General features: G+C 69.9%; 18 protein-coding genes and 1 tRNA gene. 10 read left to right on the forward strand and 9 right to left on the reverse strand.

The annotated features are described in order from the left end of the window. The first annotated feature begins 448 nt into the window (after window positions 1–448). From ACBI99_RS04125 to ACBI99_RS04145, 5 genes are all read left to right on the forward strand, one after another. Window positions 449–1,603, forward strand: coding sequence for a branched-chain amino acid ABC transporter permease (locus ACBI99_RS04125; protein ID WP_308125676.1), 1,155 nt, complete (start codon window positions 449–451; stop codon window positions 1,601–1,603). Between the two features lie 11 nt (window positions 1,604–1,614). Beyond that, window positions 1,615–2,601 carry a branched-chain amino acid ABC transporter permease gene (locus ACBI99_RS04130; RefSeq protein ID WP_219502506.1) on the forward strand — a complete coding sequence of 329 codons (987 nt, stop codon included), beginning with the start codon at window positions 1,615–1,617 and terminating at the stop codon, window positions 2,599–2,601. Beyond that, the gene (locus ACBI99_RS04135; protein WP_357590953.1) at window positions 2,591–3,526 is read left to right on the forward strand and encodes an ABC transporter ATP-binding protein; all 936 of its coding nucleotides are present in this window, start codon (window positions 2,591–2,593) and stop codon (window positions 3,524–3,526) included. The genes ACBI99_RS04130 and ACBI99_RS04135 overlap by 11 nt, the downstream gene beginning before the upstream one ends. Further along, window positions 3,523–4,308 carry an ABC transporter ATP-binding protein gene (locus tag ACBI99_RS04140; protein ID WP_219502501.1) on the forward strand — a complete coding sequence of 262 codons (786 nt, stop codon included), beginning with the start codon at window positions 3,523–3,525 and terminating at the stop codon, window positions 4,306–4,308. Before ACBI99_RS04135 ends, ACBI99_RS04140 begins: the two co-directional genes overlap by 4 nt. Before the next feature lie 80 nt (window positions 4,309–4,388). Beyond that, a complete protein-coding gene (locus tag ACBI99_RS04145) occupies window positions 4,389–4,784 on the forward strand; it encodes a hypothetical protein (protein WP_219502499.1) in 396 nt (131 codons plus the stop codon). Window positions 4,785–4,844: 60 nt separating this feature from the next. On the opposite strand, the gene ACBI99_RS04150 is transcribed toward ACBI99_RS04145, so the two are convergent. Then, window positions 4,845–6,137 (reverse strand): ABC transporter substrate-binding protein, encoded by a 1,293-nt coding sequence (locus ACBI99_RS04150; RefSeq protein WP_219502497.1) that lies wholly within the window; start codon window positions 6,135–6,137, stop codon window positions 4,845–4,847. A 517-nt stretch (window positions 6,138–6,654) separates the two neighbouring features. Between ACBI99_RS04150 and ACBI99_RS04155 the strand changes: the two genes are divergently transcribed. Next, window positions 6,655–7,173 (forward strand): hypothetical protein, encoded by a 519-nt coding sequence (locus tag ACBI99_RS04155; RefSeq protein WP_375071697.1) that lies wholly within the window; start codon window positions 6,655–6,657, stop codon window positions 7,171–7,173. Here the strand turns inward: ACBI99_RS04155 and ACBI99_RS04160 are convergent. From ACBI99_RS04160 to ACBI99_RS04170, 3 genes are all read right to left on the reverse strand, one after another. Further along, window positions 7,170–8,471 (reverse strand): ABC transporter substrate-binding protein, encoded by a 1,302-nt coding sequence (locus ACBI99_RS04160; protein ID WP_219502494.1) that lies wholly within the window; start codon window positions 8,469–8,471, stop codon window positions 7,170–7,172. The genes ACBI99_RS04155 and ACBI99_RS04160 overlap by 4 nt on opposite strands. 172 nt (window positions 8,472–8,643) lie before the next feature. Then, window positions 8,644–9,918 (reverse strand): ABC transporter substrate-binding protein, encoded by a 1,275-nt coding sequence (locus ACBI99_RS04165; protein WP_364172179.1) that lies wholly within the window; start codon window positions 9,916–9,918, stop codon window positions 8,644–8,646. Window positions 9,919–10,064: 146 nt separating this feature from the next. Then, on the reverse strand, window positions 10,065–10,652 hold the full coding sequence (locus ACBI99_RS04170; protein ID WP_308125675.1) for a response regulator: 588 nt from the start codon (window positions 10,650–10,652) through the stop codon (window positions 10,065–10,067). Between the two features lie 90 nt (window positions 10,653–10,742). On the opposite strand from ACBI99_RS04170, the gene ACBI99_RS04175 reads away from it, so the two are divergent. From ACBI99_RS04175 to dapD, 4 genes are all read left to right on the forward strand, one after another. Continuing rightward, window positions 10,743–10,816, forward strand: a tRNA-Leu gene (locus ACBI99_RS04175). A 44-nt stretch (window positions 10,817–10,860) separates the two neighbouring features. Further along, window positions 10,861–11,619: a helix-turn-helix domain-containing protein gene (locus ACBI99_RS04180; protein WP_375071698.1), complete on the forward strand. Its 759-nt coding sequence runs from the start codon at window positions 10,861–10,863 to the stop codon at window positions 11,617–11,619. Window positions 11,620–11,714: 95 nt separating this feature from the next. Further along, entirely contained in the window at window positions 11,715–12,155 is a 441-nt protein-coding gene (locus ACBI99_RS04185) for a pyridoxamine 5'-phosphate oxidase family protein (RefSeq protein ID WP_308125680.1), read from the forward strand. A gap of 61 nt (window positions 12,156–12,216) precedes the next feature. Further along, window positions 12,217–13,179 carry a 2,3,4,5-tetrahydropyridine-2,6-dicarboxylate N-succinyltransferase gene (gene dapD / locus ACBI99_RS04190; protein WP_375071699.1) on the forward strand — a complete coding sequence of 321 codons (963 nt, stop codon included), beginning with the start codon at window positions 12,217–12,219 and terminating at the stop codon, window positions 13,177–13,179. Between the two features lie 92 nt (window positions 13,180–13,271). Here the strand turns inward: dapD and pyk are convergent, their stop codons facing one another. The 5 genes from pyk to gltB all read right to left on the reverse strand — a co-directional run bounded on the left by pyk (window position 13,272) and on the right by gltB (window position 22,834). Beyond that, the gene (gene pyk / locus ACBI99_RS04195; protein ID WP_219502484.1) at window positions 13,272–14,702 is read right to left on the reverse strand and encodes a pyruvate kinase; all 1,431 of its coding nucleotides are present in this window, start codon (window positions 14,700–14,702) and stop codon (window positions 13,272–13,274) included. Between the two features lie 35 nt (window positions 14,703–14,737). Continuing rightward, a complete protein-coding gene (locus ACBI99_RS04200) occupies window positions 14,738–15,088 on the reverse strand; it encodes a DUF2784 domain-containing protein (protein ID WP_219502481.1) in 351 nt (116 codons plus the stop codon). Continuing rightward, a complete protein-coding gene (locus tag ACBI99_RS04205) occupies window positions 15,085–16,722 on the reverse strand; it encodes a S8 family serine peptidase (RefSeq protein ID WP_375071700.1) in 1,638 nt (545 codons plus the stop codon). The genes ACBI99_RS04200 and ACBI99_RS04205 overlap by 4 nt, the downstream gene beginning before the upstream one ends. Before the next feature lie 114 nt (window positions 16,723–16,836). Next, on the reverse strand, window positions 16,837–18,315 hold the full coding sequence (locus ACBI99_RS04210; RefSeq protein WP_219502475.1) for a glutamate synthase subunit beta: 1,479 nt from the start codon (window positions 18,313–18,315) through the stop codon (window positions 16,837–16,839). 13 nt (window positions 18,316–18,328) lie between these two features. After that, window positions 18,329–22,834, reverse strand: coding sequence for a glutamate synthase large subunit (gltB, locus tag ACBI99_RS04215; RefSeq protein ID WP_375071701.1), 4,506 nt, complete (start codon window positions 22,832–22,834; stop codon window positions 18,329–18,331). Between the last annotated feature and the right edge of the window lie 195 nt (window positions 22,835–23,029).

Genomic DNA, 23,029 nt, shown 5'->3' on the forward strand with positions numbered 1-23,029 from the left:
TAGACAACGGGTGAGGCCGGGGAAGCCTCATACGGCACCAAAGGTCTCCCCCGGGCTCGTTTTTATGAATTCCGCTTGTATCGTTAGGGATTCGTTAGTCACCGCGCCAGGCGTGTCCGCTCATTTAGCCCCTGACCTGCCGCGTTGTTTGCTCACACAAGTGACACACGCATGTCACTAATTGGTGACGAACCATACTGAACCGGGCGTACCCGGAATAAGCTCCCGCCACAGCATCCCAGTCGTGCCTGCGATGCCCGCGTGTCGAGATGGAGGGGCACAACCCCGCCTTGACCTATCTGAGGGAGCACCATTGCGCAGAGCCGTGATCGCGTTCACGGCCTTCCTGGGTGGACTCATTCTCCTGCTCGCCGTTCCTGCCCATGCGGCGGATCCGGAACAGAGCCTGAGGGGAACACTCCAACACCAAGGCCAGCCAGTGAACGGCGTGAAGATCGTCGTGACCACCGAGAGCGGACAACCCGTTCAGGAGGTCACCAGTGACGCCAAGGGCACATGGGAGGTGCCGGTCGACAAGCCCGGCAAGTTCAAGGTCACGCTGGATGTCAGCACCCTCCCCGCGGACCTGCAGATCGTCGGCGGAAAGAACGTCCGCACGCCGACCGTCTACGAGGGCAACCCGGCGAGCGTGCTGTTCGCCCTGCAGCCCAAGACCGCCGCGGGCGAGGAGCCCGCGCAGCCCGGCAGCGGGGGCAGCGCCTTCTGGGAACGGGCCGCGCAGCTCACCTTCGAGGGTCTCAACCTGGGGCTGATCATCGCCCTGGCGGCGCTCGGCCTGTCGCTCATCTACGGCACCACCGGCCTGACCAACTTCGCCCACGGTGAGCTGGTCACGCTCGGCGCACTGCTCGCCTACGCCTTCAACACCGGCATCGGCCTGCACCTCATCCCCGCCGCGATCATCGCGGTCATCCTCGCGGGCGGGCTCGGCTACGCGCAGGACAGGTTCTTCTGGGGCCAGCTGCGCCGCCGCGGCACCGGCATCATCGCCATGATGATCGTCTCGATCGGTGTGGCGATCTTCCTGCGCTACCTCTTCCTCATCCTGTTCGGCGGCCAGAGCGAGGCGTTCGCCCAGTACAACGCCCAGCCCGGCATCCAGGTCGGCCCGATCTCGGCGGCGCCGAAGAACTTCGTCGCCATGGGCATCGAGCTGATCGTCCTGGTCGTCGTCGGCGTCGCCCTGCTGCGCACCCGCACCGGCAAGGCCGCCCGTGCCGTGGCCGACAACCCGGCGCTCGCCGCCTCCTCCGGCATCAACGTCGACCGGGTCATCCGCATCATCTGGACCATGGGCGGCGCCATCGCCGCGCTGGCCGGCATCATGCTCGGCCTGTCGCAGAACCTGAAGTTCACCATGGGCCAGGACATCCTGCTGCTCATCTTCGCCGGCGTCACGCTCGGCGGGCTCGGCACGGCGTTCGGCGCGCTGGTCGGCTCCATCATCGTCGGCCTGTTCATCCAGGTCTCCACGCTGTGGGTGCCGCCGGAGCTCAAGAGCGTCGGCGCGCTGGCCGTGCTCATCATCGTGCTCCTCTTCCGGCCGCAGGGCATCCTCGGCCGCCGCGAGCGGATCGGCTGACGGGGGGAACCATGGACTGGATCACGATCATCTCCACCACCGTCAAGGCCGCCATCGGCGTCGAGACGGTCTGGTACGCGCTCGCCGCGATCGGCATCAACATCCACTTCGGCTACACCGGCCTGCTCAACTTCGGGCAGTCGGCGTTCCTCGCGGTCGCCGGCTACGGCCTGGCGGTCACCGTCACCGTGCTCGGCCTGCCGTTCTGGATCGGCATCGGGGTCGGCCTGCTGTCGGCCGTCCTGCTGGCGCTCGTGCTGGGCATCCCCACGCTGCGGCTGCGCGCCGACTACCTGGCCATCGTCACCATCGCGGCGGCCGAGATCGTCCGATTGGTGTTCCGCTCGGTGGCGTTCAAGGACGTCTTCGGCGGCTCCGACGGCCGGCGCGGCTTCTCCGACGGCTTCTACGCGCTCAACCCCTTCCCCGAGGGGGAGTACGGGTTCGGCTGGCTGCTGTTCGGCGAGCGGACGCTGTGGGTGCTCGTCGTCGGCTGGATCCTCGTCGCCCTCTCCTGCGCCATCGTCTTCCTGCTCATGAAGAGCCCGTGGGGCCGCGTGCTCAAGGCGATCCGCGAGGACGAGGACGCCGTGCGCAGCCTCGGCAAGAACGTCTTCTCGTACAAGATGCAGTCGCTCATCCTGGGCGGCGTCATCGGCTGCCTCGGCGGCTTCATCTACGGCCTGGCCTACGCCTCGGTGCAGCCGGACATCTTCGGCACCGAGACCACCTTCTTCGCCTACACGATCGTCATCCTCGGCGGCGCGGCCCGCGTGTTCGGCCCGGTCGTCGGCTCGGCGATCTTCTGGGTGCTGCTGGTGCTGGTCAACGGCGTGCTCAGCGGTGCGGTCGAGTCGGGCGCGATCACCTTCCTGGACTCCACCCAGGTGGGCCCGTTCCGCTTCCTCCTCGTCGGGCTGGGACTCATCCTCTTGCTCGTCTTCCGGCCACAGGGCATCTTCGGTGACAAGAGGGAGATAGCAATCGATGCACGCTGAAACCGCCACCGACCGCAAGGCCGCCGCCCTGGCCGCCTTCAAGGACCTCGCCCACGACCCCGGGGTGGCCAAGCCGGACCCGATCCTCGTCGTGGACAACGTGGTGCGCCGCTTCGGCGGCCTGACCGCCGTCGACGTCAAGCACGTCGAGGTGCAGCGCGGCTCCATCACCGCGCTGATCGGCCCCAACGGCGCCGGCAAGACCACGTTCTTCAACCAGCTGACCGGCTTCGACACCGCCGACTCCGGCCAGTGGACGTTCAACGGCCGCAACATGAACGGCGTGCCCGCCCACAAGGTGGCCCGCGCCGGCATGGTGCGCACGTTCCAGCTCACCAAGGCGCTGTCGAAGCTCACCGTGCTGGAGAACATGCGCCTGGGCGCGCAGAAGCAGCGCGGCGAGAACTTCTGGCGGGCGCTCGTGCCGGCGATCTGGCGCGGCCAGGAGGACGAGATCACCGAGCGGGCCGAGGAGCTGCTGGTCCGCTTCAAGCTCGACGCCAAGCGCGACGACTTCGCCGGGTCGCTGTCCGGCGGCCAGCGCAAGCTGCTGGAGATGGCCCGCGCGCTCATGGTCCAGCCGGAGCTGGTCATGCTCGACGAGCCGATGGCGGGCGTCAACCCGGCCCTCACCCAGTCGCTGCTCGGGCACGTCAAGGACCTGCGCGAGCAGGGCATGACCGTGCTGTTCGTCGAGCACGACATGGACATGGTCCGCGACATCAGCGACTGGGTCGTCGTCATGGCCCAGGGCGCCGTCATCGCCGAGGGCCCGCCCGACACGATCATGTCGGACGAGCGGGTCATCGACGCCTACCTGGGCGCCCACCACGACGCCCCGCTCGACGAGAGCGAGCTCGCCGAACAGCTCCACGAGGCCGAGCAGGCGCTCGAGGCCGAGTTCGAAGAGGAGACGAAGAAGTGAACGCCGTCCCCGAGTCCACGTCGGCGGTCACCGACCGCAGCGCGCACGTGGCCGGCGCCGAGAACGCCGTCCTGCGCTGCGACGAGCTGATCGCCGGCTACCTGCCGGGCGTCAACATCCTCAACGGCTCCGACCTCTACGTGGGCGACGGCGAGCTGATCGGCATCATCGGCCCCAACGGCGCCGGCAAGTCGACCCTGCTCAAGGCCATGTTCGGGCTGGTCAACATCCGCAGCGGCAGCGTCACGCTCAAGGGTGAGAACATCACGAACATGAAGGCGCACGAGCTGGTCGCGCGGGGCGTCGGGTACGTCCCGCAGACCAACAACGTCTTCCCCAGCCTCACCATCGAGGAGAACCTCGAGATGGGCGCCTTCCAGGTGCCCGGCAAGTTCAAGGAGCGCTTCGAGTTCGTCGCCGAGCTGTTCCCGGCGCTCAAGGAGCGGCGCAAGCAGCGGGCCGGCTCCCTGTCGGGCGGCGAGCGGCAGATGGTGGCGATGGCCAGGGCGCTCATGACCGAGCCGTCGGTGCTGCTGCTCGACGAGCCGTCGGCCGGTCTGTCACCCAAGCTGCAGGACCTGGTGTTCATCCAGGCCCAGCAGATCAACAAGGCCGGCGTGACCGTGATCATGGTGGAGCAGAACGCCCGGCGCTGCCTGCAGATCTGCCACCGCGGCTACGTGCTCGACCAGGGCCGCAACGCCTACACCGGCACCGGGCGCCAGCTCGCCCGCGACCCCAAGGTCATCGAGCTCTACCTGGGCACGCTCGCCAAGGCGTGAGGCACGGACGATCAGGCACGGGAAGGGGCTCCTGCGGGGGCCCCTTCTCCGTTGGCGGCCGACGGTCTTCAATGGGCGGTGTGAAACGTCTCGCGGCCTCGGCGCTCCTCGTCCTCCTGACCGCCGCCTGCGGTCCCTCACCCTCCACCGGCACCTACAGCACCGGCGGCGACCCCGACGACGACCCGTGCGCGCGCGTGGTCTCCGCCATCGGCTACGCGGGCCTGCTGCTCGAACCCGCGGGCCACGAGGACGAGCAGGACTTCCAGGACGCCGTCATCGGCCGGCTGGCCGAGGTGCACGGCATCACCCGCCAGTTCGGCCCCCGCCTGCCGGACTCCCTCGGCACGGCGGTGCGTACGGTCGAGTCCACGACCGCGGACCTGTCGAAGTCGCGCACGCCGCGCGAGCGGCAGGTGGCGCTGCTCAAGCGCTATCGCGCGGCGGCCGGGCAGATCGAGGCGGGCTGCCGCTGAGCATGCCGAAGGGCCCGGTCTCAGGGGGGAAGACCGGGCCCTTCACACTTGGGGCGGGGATCAGCCCTCGATGTTGCCCGTGCGGTACTCCAGCGCCTTCACGGGGTACTTGTTGTCGTCGCCGTACTGGTAGATGCCGATGGTGGCGACGGCCGGGTCACCGGCGTCGTTGAACTCGACCGGACCGCTCACGCCGTCGTAGTCGAAGTCCTTGCCCGCCTTCAGCAGCTCCGAGCAGGTCTTGAAGTTGGTGCACTTCTCGCCGCCCTTGCTGACCTCGGCCAGCTTGGCCGCGATGTCGGCGCCCACGTCGCTCTTGGCGACCTCGGCGGCCAGCGCGATCAGGTTGGCGGCGTCGTAGGACTCGGGGGCGTAGGTGAAGTCCTCGAGCTTGGGGTCGACCGCCATCAGGCTCTGCCGGAACTCGTCGGGCGAGGCGGCGCCGGGGTAGGTGCCCTTGACGCCCTTGAGCGTGCCCTTGGGCATCTTGATGTAGTTGGTGTTCGACATGTTGCCGTCGACCATGTACCACTTGACCTTGTCGGCCGGCATGCCCTGCTTGATCAGCTCGCCGATGACCTTGGCGGTCTCCTCGAAGCCGATCAGCACGACGGCCTGCGGGCTCTTGGCCTTGATCTTGGCCACGTCGGCGGAGAAGTCGGCCGCCTTCGGGTCGTAGTCGACCCGCTCGACGACCTGGCCGCCGCCGTCCTGGACCGTCTTGGCCACCTGGTCGGCCAGGCCGGTGCCGTAGGAGTCCTGCATCGCCATGATGGCGATGGAGGCGTTGCCGTCGGAGATGATCAGGTCACCCAGCACGCGGCCCTGGAGCTGGTCCGGCGGCGCGGTGCGGAAGTACAGGCCCTTGTCCTCGATCGTGGTGAACTTGTCGGAGGTGTTGGCCGGGGAGAAGTGGACCACACCGGCGCCCGTGATCTTGTCGATGACCGACTCCGACACCGACGAGGACGCGGCGCCGATGATGGCGTCGGCGTTCTGCGTCAGGAGCTTGTCGACCGACTGTGAGGCGATGTTCGTGGTGGTGTCGCCGGAGTCGGTGTGGATCTTGTTCACCGGCTTGCCCAGGACGCCACCGGCCTCGTTGATCTCCTTGACCGCCAGGTCGACGCCGGCGAACTCGGGCGGGCCGAGGAAGGCGAGCGATCCGGTCTGCGGCAGCAGCGTGCCCAGGGTCAGCGTGCCGTCGCCCTTCGCCGCGGGGGCCGCGGAGGATGGGGCGGCCGAGGGGGATTCAGGCGTGGCGGTGTTGCTGCCGCCACCGCAAGCTGTCAGGGCGAGGCTGGTGGCAGCCGCGACAGCCAGCACCCGTCCCACGGGAGCAATGCGGATCATGAAGTAATCTCCTTCATTTCCAGGCCGGGATCCGTCAGCACCGCCGAGCGTTCCCGATCGAATGACGGAAACGTACAAAATGCCTGGACATCGGGGCCAGATGCGCAGATGAACTGTCGGCACTTGGATGCGGAGTCGTAATCAGTCCTCAACTTACGACTGGGCCCGGGGTGTGCCTAATGTGAAGGACGTGAAGCGCATTTGGACCATCGGCATGCTGTGCGTCCTCGCCGCCGGGTGCAGCTCGCCTCCGCCTCCCGCGCCGTCCGCCGAGCCGCCCGCGGGCGTGTCGGTCACGCTGGGACAATGGCGTTCGGACGAGGCCGCGCACCGGTTACAGGTGGCCGTACGGAATACGAGCGACACCCCGGTGTATTTCGCGGATCTTCAACTCGTGACACCGTCATTGACCACGGTTCCCGTACAAAAGACTGATTCCACCATCAAACGGACGGCGAGGACTGATCTCCCCATTCCATATGGGAAGGCCGTCTGCCCCGCTCAGGGGCTGCCCGAGGTGCGGCCCGCCACCGTCGTGGCCCACGTGCGCACCGGCTCCGAGCAGAAGCTGCGCCGCGTCGTCTTCCCGGTGCCCCACCCCGACCCGGTGCTCGCCAGGCTCGTGCGCGACGAGTGCTCGGAACACCTCATCAGGCAGGCCGCCGACCTCGCCTTCGGCCCCGAGTGGAAGCAGCACGGCGACGCCATGCGCACCACGCTCACGCTCACCCGCCGCGGCCCCGGCGCCGTCACCGTGCACTCCGTCGGCGGCACCACGCACTACCTCGTCACCGGCGGGGAGAGCCTGCGGGCCACGCTGGACGCCTCCGCGCAGCGGGCCGAGGTGCCGTTCGAGATCACCCCGGCCCGTTGCGACGCGCACGCGTTCGCCGAGGCCAAGAAGGCGTTCATGTTCCCCGCCCGCGCCAGCGTCGACGGGGGCGAGGAACGCGTCGTCATCCTCACGCCGCCCGAGCAGGTGCAGAAACGCCTCATCCGCTACGCGGCCGACGTCTGCGACCTGGGCGGCGGCTAACCGGCGATGTTGCCGGTGCGGTACTCCAGCGCCTTGGCGGCGTACTTGTTGTCCTTGCCGTACTGGTAGACGCCGATCGTGGCGACCGCCGGGTCACCGGCGTCGTCGAACTCGATCGGGCCGCTGACGCCGTCGTAGTCGATGTCCTTGCCGGCCTTGAGCAGGTCGGCGCAGGTCTTGAAGTCCTTGCACTTCTCGCCGCCCTTGCTGACCTCGGCCAGCTTGCCCGCGATCGACTTGCCGCTGTCGTCCTTGGCCGCCTCGGCGGCCAGCGCGATCAGGATGGCCGCGTCGTACGACTCCGCCGCGTAGGTGAAGTCGTCCAGGTCGGGGTCGGTCTTCATGAGCTTCTCGCGGAAGGCCGTCGGCGCCTCGGCGCCCGGGATCGTGCCCTTCACGCCGTCCAGCGTGCCCTTGGGCATGTCCAGGTAGTTGGTGTTCGACATGTTGCCGTCGACCAGGTACCACTTGACCTTGTCCGTCGACAGGCCCTGCTTGACCAGCTCCTGGATGACCTTGGCGCCCTCCTCGAAGCCGATCAGCACGATCGCCTTCGGGCTCTTGGCCTTGACCTTGGCCACGTCGGCGGAGAAGTCGGCGGCCTTCGGGTCGTAGTCGACCCGCTCGACCACCTGCGCGCCGGCCGCCTCGGCCGTCGCCGTCACCTGGTCGGCCAGGCCGGAGCCGTAGGAGTCCTGCATCGCCATGATGCCGATGCTGTCGTTGCCGTCGGCCACGATCAGGTCGCCCAGCACGCGGCCCTGGAGCTTGTCCGGCGGGGCGGTGCGGAAGTAGAGGCCGTCGTCCTCGATGGTGGTGAACTTGTCGGAGGTGTTGGCCGGCGAGAACTGCACCAGACCGGCGCCGGTGATCTTGTCGACGACCGACTCCGACACCGACGAGGACGCGGCGCCGATGATCGCGTCGGCCTTCTGCGAGATCAGCTTGTCGACCGACTGCGCGGCGATGTTCGTCGTCGTGTCACCCGAGTCGGTGTGGATCTTGTTCACCGGCTTGCCGAGCACGCCGCCGGCCTCGTTGATCTCCTTGACCGCCTGGTCGACGCCGGCGAACTCGGGCGGGCCGAGGAACGCCAGCGACCCCGTCTGCGGCAGCAGCGTGCCCAGGGTCAGCGTGCCGTCGCCCTTGGCCGCGGGCGCCGCGGACGAGGCCGCGTCGGAGGCCGCTGCGGACGGGCTCTCCTGCGCGGTGGTGTCGCCGCCCCCACAGGCCGTCAGGGCCAGGCTCGCGGCGGCCGCGAGAGCCAGCATGCGTCCGGCCGGAGCAATGCGGATCATCAAGAAACTCCCCTTGTCCCAGCGGCGGAACTCTCCCGCCGCTGCGTTTTCCGACTTCAGCATGACGGCGAACGACGGAAAAGGGAGGTTGTTGTGCGAACTTTATGCTAATTCGTGATGTCCGAAACGCCCGCCCCGAGCACGGACGTTTCGGACATCAGGTCCGTGCCGATCAGCCGGCGATGTTTCCCTTGCGGTATTCGGTCGCCTTGCCCGCGTCGAACTTGTTGTCCGGCCCGTACTGATACACCCCGATGGTCGCCACCGACGGATCACCCTCGTCCGTGAAATCCACCGGACCGCTCACCCCGTCGTAATCGACGTCCTTGCCCGCCTTCAGCAGCGCCGCGCAGCTCGCGAAGTCCTGGCACTTCTCGCCACCCCTGCTCACCTCGACCAGCTTCGCCGCCGCCGGCCGCCCCGCGTCGTCGCCCGCCGCCAGCGCCGCCAGCGCGATCAGGTTCGCCGCGTCGTACGACTCCGCCGCGTACGTGAACTCCGTCAGGTCCGGGTCCACCGCCAGCAGCCGCTTCTGGAACGCCTCCGGGGCCGACGCCCCCGGGATCGTGCCCTTGACCCCCTCCAGGGTCCCCCGGGGCGCCCGCAGGAAGTTCGTGTTCGACATGTTGCCGTCGACCATGTACCACTGGTGCCGATCCGCCGTCAGCCCCTGCTTGACCAGCTCCTGCACCACCTTGGCCGTCTCCTGGAAGCCGATCAGCACGATCGCCTGCGGGCTCTTGGCCTTGATCTTCGCCACGTCCGCCGCGAAGTCCGCCGCCTTCGGGTCGTAGTCCACCCGCTCCACCACCTGGCCGCCCGCCTCCTCGGCCGTCCTGGTGAACTGGTCGGCCAGACCGGAGCCGTACGAGTCCTGCATCGCCAGGATGCCCACCGTCGCGTGCCCGTCCGACACCACCAGATCGGCCAGCACCCGCCCCTGCAGCTTGTCCGGCGGGGCCGTGCGGAAGTACAGGCCGTCGTCCTTGATCGTGGTGAACTTGTCGGACGTGTTCGCCGGCGAGAACTGGATGACCCCGGCGCGGGTGATCTTGTCGACGATCGACTCCGACACCGACGACGACGCCGCCCCGATGATCGCGTCCACCTTCTGCCCCAGCAGCTTGTCCGCCGACTGCGCGGCGATGTTCGTCGTCGTGTCGCCCGAGTCGGTGTGGATCTTCTCCACCGGCCTGCCCAGCACGCCGCCGGCCTCGTTGATCTCCTTGACCGCCAGGTCGACCCCGGCGAACTCCGGCGGGCCCAGGTACGCCAGCGTGCCCGTCTGCGGCAGCACCGTGCCGATCGTCAGCGTCCCGTCACCCTGACGGCTCGGGGCCTGGGACTGCGCCCCGGCGCCCGGTCCGGGGGTCGTGCCGCCGCCGCAGGCCGCCAGCGCCAGGCACGCCGCGGTGACGGCGGCGGGCGCGCGAAGAATGCGGATCATCGCAAGCGTCTCCGTTCGTGATGAGGGGAGCTTCCGTCCGCCCATCAGAAGTGCCGGGACACCTCACGCGATAGCCGCCGAGGCCGGTTGGATGCCCATCCGTGACCGCATCACAACCCATGCCGCGAAATATCCTGATATGCGCCCTACTGCGAGCGCTCGGCCGCGTCGTCTATAACGATCTGGGCAACCTCACGCATGCTCAACCGGCGATCCATCGACGCCTTCTGGATCCACCGGAACGCCTGCGGCTCGGTCCACCCGTGCTGGGCCATCAGCTGCCCCTTGGCCCGCTCGACCAGCTTGCGCGTCTCCAGCCGCTCCGACAGGCTCGACACCTCGGCGGTCAGCGCCACCATCTCCTCGTGCCGGCTCACCGCCATCTCGATCGCCGGCACCAGGTCCGCCTTGGTGAACGGCTTGACCAGATAGGCCATCGCCCCCGCGTCCCTGGCCCGCTCGACCAGGTCACGCTGCGAGAACGCGGTGAGGATCAGGCAGGGCGCGATCCGCTCCGCCACGATCCGCTCGGCCGCCGAGATGCCGTCGAGCACCGGCATCTTGACGTCCAGGATCACCAGGTCCGGCCGCAGATCCGTGGCCAGCTGGATCGCCTGCTCCCCGTCACCGGCCTCCCCCACGACGACGTAGCCGTCCTCCTGGAGCATCTCCTTGAGATCGAGGCGGATCAGCGCCTCGTCTTCCGCGATCACCACTCGCCGCTGCGTACTCACGAGCAGAAGAGTACCGATGTCCGGTAGATTAGATCCACGCCGGTGCTCTCCTGCGGCGACACCCTGCGGGAACTGAACCGGACACATGCCGCCCCGATAGACCAACCGGCAGAGTCGATGGCCTCAAAATCCATTCAGTGTGGGTTCGAATCCCACTCGGGGCACCTGCCTGCGGCTTTCTGTCGCACCCCGCTGCCACACTCTCCGCATGTACGACCTCACCGTGCGTCGGCGAGCGTTGGCCATGCTCGCCTCCGGCCTCAGCGTCAGCGAGGTCAGCCGCCGGACGGGAGCCAACCGGTCGACGATCCGCGCCTGGCGCGACCGGCCGGCCGCGGGCCTCTCGACCACCGGAACCTGCCCTCGCTGCGCCGAGACGCCCCACTCGCCCTCCCCCGCCGGCAGCTACGCCTACCTGCTGGGCCTCTACCTGGGTGACGGCTGCATCAGCCCGGCCGGCGACCCGGCCAAGGCCGTCTGGTCGATGCGCATCTTCTGCGCCGACGCCTGGCCCGGCCTCCGGCGCGAGTGCGTGGCCGCCCTGCGCGCCGTCCGCCCCACCGACAAGGTGCGGATCGTGCCGAAGCAGGGCTGCACTGAGGTCAACTCCTACTCCAAGCACTGGCCGCATCTGTTCCCCCAGCACGGGCCGGGGCTGAAGCACCAGCGTCCGATCACGCTCGAGGGCTGGCAGCAGGAGATCGTCGACGCGCATCCCGGGCTGTTCGTGCGGGGGCTGATGCACTCCGACGGCTACCGGGGCGTCAACCGGGTGCGCCACGGGGAGCGCTGCTACGCCTATCCGCGCTACCTGTTCAGGAACGAGTCGCGCGACATCCTGGCTCTCTGCGGCCGGGCGCTCGACGTGCTGGGGGTGGCGTGGCGTCACAACAAGCGCAACGAGCTGTCGGTGGCCCGGCGGGAGGCGGTCGCGCTGCTCGATCTGCATGTGGGGCCCAAGCACTGAGCCCGGGGTCAAGGATCGGTAAAGACTGCGGGGGCGACGTCGGTTATGGGACGTTTGACCGGGGACGGCGGGGAATACCAAGGTTGATCTTGAGTGTGACCGTGGAGGTGGGTCTGGTGGGGTTGAGCGCGCAGGAGCGGGAGAAGTTCCTGGCCGAGTCGCACATCGCGGGTGTGGCCGTCGACGCCGGGCCGGGGCGGGCTCCGCTGAACGTGCCGGTCTGGTACGACTACGAGCCGGGCGGGGCGGTGGAGTTCCTGACGGGGGCCGATTCGGTCAAGGCCCGGCTGATCGCGAAGGCGGGCCGGTTCACGTTGCTGGTGCAGCGGACGAGCCCCACCTATCGGTACGTGTCGGTGGAGGGGCCGGTCGTGGCGCAGGGGCCGACGACGCTGGCGCAGCTGACCCGGATCGCGGCCCGCTACCTGCCGGCGGAGGCCGTGGCGGGCTATGTGGAGGGCTCGGACCTGAACGCGCTGGTGACGTTCCGGATGCGCCCCGAGCACTGGCTGTCGGCGGATCTGGGCGCGCTCTGAGCGGTCGCGGCCCGGCGCGCTGGGGCGGGGCCGGGCCGCGGATCGCGGTATTTTGTGGCACGTGACTGCTATCGATCCCACCGTGACCGGCGCGTACGGCGTCGGGCTGGCCACCGTCGCCTCCGACGGCACCGTACTCGACACCTGGTTCCCCGCTCCCGAGCTGGGCGAGCCGCCCGTCACCGGCACCGAGCGGCTGCCCGCCGGCGAGGCGGGCGAGCTGGCCGCGCTGGTCGGCCCGGACGAGGCGCGCGGGGTCGAGGTGGTGGCGGTGCGCACCGGCATCGCCAAGCTGTCCGAGCCGCCCGCCGACGCGCATGACGCCTATCTGCGGCTGCATCTGCTGTCGCACCGGCTGGTGCGGCCGCACGGGCTGAGCCTGGAGGGGGTGTTCGGCAAGCTCGCCAACGTGGTGTGGACGAACTTCGGGCCGTGCGCCGTGGAGGGGTTCGAGCGGACGCGGCTGCGGCTGCGGGCGCGGGGCGTGGTGACGGTCTACGGGGTGGACAAGTTCCCGAGGATGGTCGACTACGTGGTGCCTTCGGGGGTGCGGATCGCCGACGCCGACCGGGTGCGGCTGGGCGCGCACCTGGCGAGCGGCACGACGGTGATGCACGAGGGGTTCGTGAACTTCAACGCGGGCACGCTGGGCACGGCCATGGTGGAGGGCCGGATCTCGGCCGGGGTGGTCGTGGGCGCGGACTCCGACGTGGGCGGCGGCGCGTCGATCATGGGCACGCTGTCGGGCGGCGGCAAGCAGGTGATCTCGGTGGGCGAGCGCTGCCTGGTGGGCGCCAACGCGGGCCTGGGCATCTCGCTGGGTGACGACTGCGTGGTGGAGGCCGGTCTTTACGTGACGGCGGGCACGCGGGTGACGCTGCCCGACGGGCGCGTGGTGAAGGCGATGGAGCTGTCGGGCTCCGCCGGGGTGCTGCTGCGCCGCAACTCGCAGTCGGGCGCGGTGGAGGCGCTGCCGCGCAAGGGCGGCGGCGTGGAGCTGAACGCGGCCCTGCACGCGAACTAGCCCGGCGACCGGGCACGGGCGAGCAGGGACGAGACGGATGAAGGCGGAAAGGGCTGGTGGCTCTTTCCGCCTTCTCGTGCCGGCTCGGGCGGTCAGTGGGTGTGGGACACCGCGGAGCCGATGGTGTGGACGCGCAGGGCGTTGGTGGAGCCGGGGGTGCCGGGAGGCGAGCCGGCGACGATGACGACCTTGTCGCCCTTCTCCAGCCGGCCGAGCGACAGCAGCGACGCCTCGACCTGGCGGACCATGTCGTCGGTGTGGTGCACGAACGGCACCTGGAAGGTCTCGACGCCCCAGGTGAGCGAGAGCTGGCCGCGCACGTGGGCGGCGGAGGTGAAGGCGAGCAGCGGGATCGGGGAGCGGTAGCGGGCCAGGCGGCGCGCGGTCTCGCCCGACATGGTGAAGGCGACCAGCGCCTTGGCGCCGACGATGGCGCCGACCTCGGCCGCGGCGCGGGCGATGGCCCCGCCGGTGGTCTCGGGCATGCGCTCCAGGGTGTGGGTGGCGTGCAGCGAGGACTTCTCGGCGGCGCAGGCGATGCGGTCCATGGTGGAGACCGCCTCGATCGGGTAGTTGCCCACGGAGGTCTCGCCGGAGAGCATGACGGCGTCGGCGCCGTCCATGACGGCGTAGGCGACGTCGGAGGCCTCGGCGCGGGTGGGGCGCGGCGCGTTCATCATCGAGTCGAGCATCTGGGTGGCGACGATGACCGGGCGGGCCTTCTCGCGGCACAGCTCGATGATGCGGCGCTGGACGATCGGGACCTGCTCCAGGGGCAGCTCGACGCCGAGGTCGCCGCGGGCGACCATGATGCCGTCGAAGGCCTCGACGATCTCGGGGAGGCGCTCGACGGCCTGCGGCTTCTCGATCTTGGCGAGCAGCGGGAGGCGGACGGCCTCCTGCTCCATGATGTTGCGCACCACGTCGGCGTCGGAGGGACGGCGGACGAACGACAGGGCGATCATGTCGAAGCCGGTGCGCAGCGCCCAGCGCAGGTCGGCCTCGTCCTTGTCGGTGAGCGCGGGGGCGCTGACGTTGATGCCGGGGAGGTTGAGGCCCTTGTTGTCGGAGATCATGCCGCCGATGACGACGCGGGTGATGACCCGCTCGCCGTCGACGCGGGTGGCCTCCAGGACGAGGCGGCCGTCGTCGACGAGGATGGTGTCGCCGGGGCGCACGTCGCCCGGCAGCCCCTTGTAGGTGGTCGACACCTGGTCGCGGTCGCCGGGCACGTCCTCGGCGGTGATGGTGAAGACGTCGCCGAAGCCGAGGCGGACCGGGCCCTCCTCGAACCTGCCGACGCGGATCTTGGGGCCTTGCAGGTCGGCGAGCAGGCCTACGCCGCGGCCGAGTTCGGCCGCCACCTCCCTGACCCGGTCGTAGACCTCTCTGTGCATGTCATGATTGCCATGGCTGAGGTTGAACCGTGCCACGTCCATGCCGGCGGCGATGAGCTCGCGCAGGCGTTCGGGAGAGGATGTGGCGGGGCCTAGGGTGCAGACGATTTTCGCGCGACGAGTCACGAGTCCTACCTTAATTGGTACAGACCACTTGGCAGTCACTGACGACGGAGAACGTACCCGACATAGGAGAACAGGACGGCAACGGCGACCAGCAGGCGTGCCAAGTTCGTGTATTCCTCCGGATAGATGACGCCCTCGATGTAGTGGTCGATGAAGCCGCTCGCGGGCAGCCCGGCGAGCCCGGCGTTGCGCCGCCCCCAGTCCTCGACCAGGGTGAGCGGGCATTCGACGCCGGTGACGACCGACAGCAGCCCCCAGCCGGCGACGGCGAGGTGCACCCAGATGGTACGCCTCCAGCGCCAGGCCAGGAACCCGCCCACCACCATGTAGACGAGGAAGGCGAAGTGCGCCACCATCGCCAGTTCCGCGACGAGGCGGTAGATCATGGCTCGAAGGTCGCCGCCTCCCACGCGTTGACGATGCCCCTGCCGAAGAACCCGTTGTGCGCGGTGTCGCCCTCGCACACGTGGGTGGTGCTCTCGCCGTACACCTTGTAGACGTACGCGCGCGGCGTCGGGCAGGGCTTGTCCGTGGCGGTCTCGTACAGGTAGCGCTCGACGGTGCCGGGCGCCAGCGTGAGGCCGCCGGGGCCGGGCTTGCCGAAGCGGCTGATGAGGATGGCGGCGACGCCGGTGGCGTGCGGCGCGGCCATGGAGGTGCCGTCGAGATACTGGTAGTAGGAGCAGGGGCGCCGGGTGCAGTCGCGGACGACGTCGGTGCCGCGGGGCTTGCCGTTCCTGTCGATGCGGCCCTTGGCGCGCAGCATCGCCTCGGGCGCAGCGGCGAGGATGGAGCGGGTGGGCGAGGCGTCCTTGCCGTCGAGCGTGTCGCCGCCGGGGGCGGCCACGTCGGCCTGCTCGACGCCGTAGTCGCTGTAGATGGCCTTGCGGCCCGACGGGCCGACGGCGGCGACGGAGATGACGCCTTCGGACTCGGCGGGCACGTTGAGGCAGGAGTTGTCGACCTCGCGGACGCGTTCGCCGCCGCGCGGGTAGCCGGGGCTGACCTTGTCGGTCTTGGGCCGGCCGAGGTCGGTGGAGCCGTTGCCGAGCGCGGAGATCAGCGTGACGCCCTTGCCGCGGGCGTAGTCGAGGGCGCGCTGCATGCCGGTGATGATGGCGCGCTGTTCGAGGCGTTCCTTCTCGCTGTCGGAGGGGTTGTCGCGGCAGTTGAACAGCCACGGGTCGACGTAGTAGCTCATGTTGACGACGTCGACGCCGATGTCGCCGGCGTAGGTGAGGGCGTCGAGGCTGGGCTTGAGGAAGAAGAAGCCGGAGTCCTGGCCGGCGCGGATGTTGACGAGCTGCACGCGCGGGGCGACGCCGATGACGCCGATGCCGTTGGCCGGGGAGGCGATGGTGCTGGCGACGTGGGTGCCGTGGCCGTCGTCGTCGCGGTCGACGGGGTCCTTGCAGCCGTCGGCCTCGCAGGGGCCGTCGAGCGTCTCGCCGTTCTCGTCCTCGGGCTTGTCGGTGACGAAGTTGCGGCTGAGCTCGCGGTTGAAGTTGGCGGCGATGTCGGGGTGGCTGCCGTCGATGCCGGTGTCGATGACGCCGACGAGGACCTTGTCGCTGCCGGGGGCCTTGGCGCGGGCGCGGTCGGCGCCGATCATCATCATGTCCCACTGGCGGGGGGAGAGCGGGTCGCCGGCGCTCTCGCCGTCGCCGGTGAAGGCGGAGGCGTCGGGGAATGCCTTCTTGGCAGGGCCTTTCACGGCGACGGCCGACGGGGCGTGGCCGATGCGGCGGTCGGCGGAGACGCCGACGACGGCCGGGTCCGCTCCGACGCTTTCGGCGAACCGCGCTCCGGAGGCGCGGGCGAGCACGTACCCGAGCTTGGGTTCGGTGAGGACGGCGGTGCCTCCGGCGGCGCCGATGCGGTCGAGCGCGCCGGCCTGCCCGCCCTCGGCGTAGAAGACGAGGTAGTCGGTGGCGGGTCCCGCGGCGGCGCCCGTGGGTGAGCAGCCGGCCAGCGCCGTCACCGTGGCCAGGGCCGCGAAGCCGGAGGCGATTCTTCGCATATTTCCTCCATCCCCCGCACTCCCCCAGAAACTGCATCTTCCCGACACTGACCGGGTGATGCAACTCGACGCCGAACGCCCGCCCCCGATGGGGACGGGCGTTCGCGGAACGAGCTACACCAGCGGGCGGGCCGTCGGCAGGATCGGGTACGGCAGCGCCGTCTCGCCGGTGAGGTAGCGGTCGACGCCGCTGGCGGCGGCGCGCCCCTCGGCGATCGCCCACACGATCAGCGACTGCCCCCGCCCCATGTCACCGGCCACGAACACGCCGTCGACCTTGGACATGTACGTCCTGTCCCGCGCGACGTTGCCACGGGCGTCGTAGAAGCCGTCGCCGGCCAGCTCGGCCAGGTCCTGGAGCAGCGCGCCCTTCTCCGGGCCGAGGAAGCCCATCGACAGCGTGACCAGCTCGGCGGGGATCTCCCGCTCGGTGCCCGGGATCGGCTTGAAGCCGTTCTGCGGGCCCTCGACCTCGACCAGGCGCAGCCCGCGCACGTTGCCGTCGGCGTCGCCGGTGAACTCGGTGGTGGAGACCGCGTACACGCGCTCGCCACCGGCGTCGGCCAGCTCCTCGTGCGCGCTCTCCACCTTGAACAGCAGGGGGAACGTCGGCCACGGCTGGCTGCCGGGCCGCGAGGCCGGCGGCCTCGGCATGATCTCCAGCTGGGTGACGGAGGCCGCGCCCTGCCGGATCGCCGTGCCGATGCAGTCGGCGCCGGTGTCGCCGCCGCCGATCACCACGACGTGCTTGCCCTCGGCCGAGACGGGCGAGACCGCGTAGTCGCCCTCCTGGACCTTGTTGGACAGCGGCAGGTACTCCATCGCCTGGTAGACGCCCTTGAGGTCGCGCCCGGCCACCGGCAGGTCACGCCAGGCCGTGGCGCCGCCCGACAGCACCACCGCGTCGTACTGCTCGCGCAGCTCCGCGGCCGTGATGTCGACGCCCACGTCCACGCCGGTGCGGAACTCGGTGCCCTCGGCCCGCATCTGGGCCAGGCGCCGGTCGATGTGCCGCTTCTCCATCTTGAACTCGGGGATGCCGTAGCGCAGCAGCCCGCCGATGCGGTCGGCCCGCTCGTACACCACCACGTCGTGGCCGGCGCGGGTGAGCTGCTGGGCGGCGGCCAGCCCGGCCGGGCCGGAGCCGACGACCGCGACCCTCTTGCCGGTGCGCGTCGACGGGGGCTGCGGGACGACCCAGCCCTCGTCGAACGCCCGGTCGATGATCTCGACCTCGACCCGCTTGATCGTCACCGGGTCGGAGTTGATGCCGAGCACGCACGCCGCCTCGCACGGAGCCGGGCAGAGCCTGCCGGTGAACTCCGGGAAGTTGTTCGTGGCGTGCAGCCGCTCGATCGCCTCCCGCCAGTCGGTGCGGTGGACGAGGTCGTTCCACTCCGGGATGAGGTTGCCCAGCGGGCAGCCGTTGTGGCAGAACGGGATGCCGCAGTCCATGCAGCGCGACGCCTGCTTGGTCAGCTTCTCCTGCGGAAAGTCCTGGTAGACCTCCTGCCAGTCGCCGATGCGGACGTCCACGGGGCGGCGCACCGGCAGCTCGCGGTCGTGCGTGAGGAAACCCTTGGGGTCGGCCATGCGGTACGCCTCCTTAACCCTGGACCGCGGCCGCCATGACGGCCTCGTCGATGTCCCTGCCTTCGATGCGGGCGGCCTCGGCGGCCTGCATGACCCGCTTGTAGTCGGTCGGCATGATCTTGCCGAACCTGCCGAGCGCGGCGTCCCAGTCGGCCAGCAGCTGCTTGGCCACCGGGGAGCCGGTCTCGGCGAAGTGCTGCTCCACCGTCTCCTTGAGGAAGTCGGCGTCCTCGGCGGTGAGCGCCTCGACGGCCACCATCTCCCGGTTGACGCGCTCCGGCCGCAGGTCGAGCAGGTAGGCGACGCCGCCCGACATGCCCGCCGCGAAGTTGCGCCCGGTGGGGCCGAGGACGACCGCCCGGCCGCCCGTCATGTACTCGCAGCCGTGGTCGCCGACGCCCTCGACGACCGCGGTCGCGCCCGAGTTGCGGACGCAGAACCGCTCGCCGACGACGCCTCGGATGAACACCTCGCCGGACGTGGCCCCGTACAGGGCGACGTTGCCGGCGATGATGTGGCCGTCCAGCGGGGCCGACTCGTGCGGCCGGAGCGTGATCCGCCCGCCCGACAGGCCCTTGCCGAGATAGTCGTTGGCGTCGCCGGTCAGCCGCAGCGTGATGCCGCGCGGCACGAACGCGCCGAACGAGTTGCCCGCCGACCCGGTGAAGGAGATGTCGATCGTGTTGTCGGGCAGCCCGGCGCCGCCGTAGCGCTTGGTGACCTGGTAGCCGAGCATGGTGCCGACGGTCCGGTTCACGTTGCGGATCGGCAGCTCCAGCGTGACCGGGGTGCCGTCGTTGAGCGCGCCCTCGGCGAGCTGGATGAGCGTGTTGTCCAGCGCGTGCCGCAGGCCGTGGTCCTGCTCGACCGTGCGCCGCAGCGGGGTGCCCTCGGGCAGCTCCGGGCGGTGCAGGATCGGCGACAGGTCCAGGCCGCCGGCCTTCCAGTGGTGCTCGGCCGCGCTCACGTCGAGCATCTCGACGTGCCCGATGGCCTCGTCCAGCGAGCGGAAGCCCAGCTCGGCCAGGTACTCGCGGATCTCCTCGGCGATGAACTCGAAGAAGTTGACCACGAACTCCGGCTTGCCGGCGAAGCGCTTGCGCAGCTCCGGGTTCTGCGTGGCGACGCCGACCGGGCAGGTGTCGAGGTGGCACACGCGCATCATCACGCAGCCGGACACGACCAGCGGCGCGGTGGCGAACCCGTACTCCTCGGCCCCCAGCAGCGCGGCGATGACCACGTCGCGGCCGGTCTTGAGCTGGCCGTCGACCTGCACGACGATGCGGTCGCGCAGGTTGTTCAGCAGCAGCGTCTGCTGGGTCTCGGCCAGGCCGAGCTCCCACGGCGCGCCGGCGTGCTTGAGGCTCGTCAGCGGGGAGGCGCCGGTGCCGCCATCGTGGCCGGAGATGAGCACCACGTCGGCGTGCGCCTTGGACACGCCCGCCGCGACCGTGCCGACCCCGACCTCGGCCACGAGCTTGACGTGCACGCGGGCGGCCGGGTTGGAGTTCTTCAGGTCGTGGATGAGCTGGGCGAGGTCCTCGATCGAGTAGATGTCGTGGTGCGGCGGCGGCGAGATGAGGCCGACGCCGGGCGTGGAGTGGCGGGTCTTGGCGATCCACGGGTAAACCTTGTGGCCGGGGAGCTGGCCGCCCTCGCCGGGCTTGGCGCCCTGCGCCATCTTGATCTGCAGGTCGGCCGCGTTGACCAGGTACTCGGAGGTGACGCCGAACCTCCCGGAGGCCACCTGCTTGATCGCCGACCGGCGCGTGGCGTCGTACAGGCGCTCGGGGTCCTCGCCGCCCTCGCCGGTGTTGGACTTGCCGCCCAGCCGGTTCATCGCGATCGCGAGCGTCTCGTGCGCCTCGACCGAGATCGAGCCGTACGACATCGCGCCCGTGGAGAACCGCTTGACGATCTCCGAGACCGGCTCGACCTCGTCGATCGGGATCGGGTTGCCCTTGCGCAGCTTGAACAGGCCGCGCAGCGTCATCAGCCGCTCGGCCTGGGAGTCCACCATCTCGGTGTACTCCTTGAAGATCTCGTAGCGCCGGGTGCGGGTGGCGTGCTGCAGCTTGAAGACGGTCTCGGGGTTGAACAGGTGCGGCTCGCCCTCGCGCCGCCACTGGTACTCGCCGCCGACCTGCAGCCTGCGGTGCGCGTTGGCGGCCCTCGGGTACGCGTGCCGGTGCCGCTCGGCCGTCTCGCGGGCCAGCACGTCGAAGCCGACGCCGCCCAGGCGCGAGGTGGTGCCGGTGAAGCAGGAGTCGATGACCTGCCGGCTGAGCCCGAGCGCCTCGAAGATCTGCGCGCCGGTGTAGGAGGCCACGGTGGACACGCCCATCTTGGACATGACCTTGATGACGCCCTTGCCGTACGCCTTGATCAGGTTGCGCACGGCCTTGCGCTTGTCGAGCTCCAGCACCCCGGTCTCGACCAGGTCCTCGACGGTCTCGATCGCGAGATACGGGTTGACCGCGCCGGCGCCGTAGCCGATGAGCAGCGCCATGTGGTGGCACTCGCGGGCCTCGCCGGTCTCGATGACCAGGCCGATCTTGGTACGGGTCTTCTCCTGGATCAGGTGGTGGTGCACGGCCCCGGTCAGCAGCAGCGACGGGATCGGCGCCAGGCTGTCGGAGGAGCCCCGGTCGGACAGCACGATGATCCGGGCGCCGTCGGCGATGGCCTGCGACACCTCGGCCTTGATCTCCTCCAGCCGCGACAGCAGCGCCTGGCCGCCGCCCGCCACCTGGTAGAGGCCGGAGACCACATGCGGGTGGAACCCGGGCAGGTCGTGCTCGTCGTTGATGTGAATGATCTTGGCGAGCTCGTCGTTGTCGATCACCGGGTAGGGCAGCACGAGCTGCCGGCAGGAGGCCGGGCCCGGGTCGAGCAGGTTGCCCTCGGGGCCGAGCACGCTGGCCAGGCTGGTGACCAGCTCCTCCCGGATGGCGTCCAGCGGCGGGTTCGTGACCTGCGCGAACAGCTGCGTGAAGTAGTCGAACAGCAGCCTGGGCTTCTCGCTCAGCACCGCCACGGGCGTGTCGGTGCCCATCGAGCCGATCGGCTCGGCGCCGGTGCGGGCCATCGGCGACAGGATGATCCGCAGCTCCTCCTCGGTGTAGCCGAAGGTCTGCTGCCTCCTGACCAGCGCCTCGTGGGTGGGGATCTCCCGCTGCCGCGCGGGCAGCTCCTCGAAGCGGACCAGCCCGGCGTGCAGCCAGTCGGCGTACGGCAGCGCGGCGGCGAGCTCGGCCTTGATCTCGTCGTCCTCGATGATCTTGCCGCGGGCGGTGTCGATGAGGAACATGCGGCCGGGCTGCAGGCGGCCCTTGCGGACCACGTCCTCCGGCGCGAAGTCCAGCACGCCCGCCTCGGAGGCGAGCACGACCAGGCCGTCGGCGGTCACCCAGAACCGGCCGGGACGCAGGCCGTTGCGGTCGAGCACGGCGCCGGCCAGCGTGCCGTCGGTGAACGTGATCGACGCCGGGCCGTCCCACGCCTCCATCATCGAGGAGTGGAACTCGTAGAAGGCCCGGCGCGCCGGGTCCATCTCGGTGTGGTTCTCCCACGCCTCCGGGATCATCATGAGCACCGCGTGCGGCAGGCTGCGCCCGCCGATGTGCAGCAGCTCCAGGACCTCGTCGAAGGAGGCGGTGTCGCTGGCGTCCGGGTCGCAGATCGGGAAGAGCCGCTGCAGGTCGCCGGGGATGAGCCCCGACTCCAGCATGGCCTCGCGGGCCCGCATCCAGTTGCGGTTGCCCCGTACCGTGTTGATCTCGCCGTTGTGCGCGATGTAGCGGTAGGGGTGGGCCAGCGGCCAGCTCGGGAACGTGTTGGTCGAGAAGCGCGAGTGCACCAGCGCGATCGCGGTGGCGTAACGCTCGTCCGACAGGTCGGGGAAGAACGGCTCGACCTGGTCGGGCGTGAGCATCCCCTTGTAGACCACCGTACGGGCCGACAGCGAGGGGAAGTAGACGTCGACCTCGTGCTCGGCCCGCTTGCGCAGGCAGAACGCCAGCCGGTCCAGGTCGATCCCGGCCTCGCCGCCGGGCGCGGCCACGAACAGCTGGCCGAAGTGCGGCATGACCGCCCTGGCGCTCGGGCCGGGCAGGTCGCGGTCGACCGGCACGTCGCGCCAGCCGAGCACGGTCAGGCCCTCCTCGGCGGCGATCTCCTCGATCATGCCGGTGGCGATCCGGCGCGCCTCGGGGTCGATCGGCAGGAAGGCCACGCCCGTGGCGTAGCGGCCCGCCTCCGGCAGCGCGAACGGCACCACCGCGCGGTAGAGCTCATCGGGGATCTGCGTCAGGATGCCGGCTCCGTCGCCGGTGTCCGGCTCGCTACCCTTGGCCCCCCGGTGATCGAGATTGCACAGCGCCGTCAGCGCCTTGACCACGATCCCGTGCTCCCGGCGGCCGTGCACGTCGGCCACCATGGCGACGCCGCAGGCATCGTGCTCGTTGGCGGGGTGGTAGAGGCCCTGGGGCTCGGGGAACCCGAGGTGGGCAGCAGGCATTGAATCCCTCCCGTCGTCTTCGTCTGTCTTGGACTGCTCCACAGGCGGGGACGACGTTGGCCCTGCTGCATATCGTGGATAGAGGTTACCGCACGCTGCCCGAATGGTGCCCACCGCATCCACAGTGCGAACATTCATGACATCCCGGCATGCGAGCGGAGATGTCCCAAACCCCGGAACAGCAGGGGCTTCCCG

It is taken from the genome of Nonomuraea sp. ATR24 (assembly GCF_041950485.1).
Classification (GTDB): Bacteria; Actinomycetota; Actinomycetes; order Streptosporangiales; family Streptosporangiaceae; genus Nonomuraea; species Nonomuraea ceibae.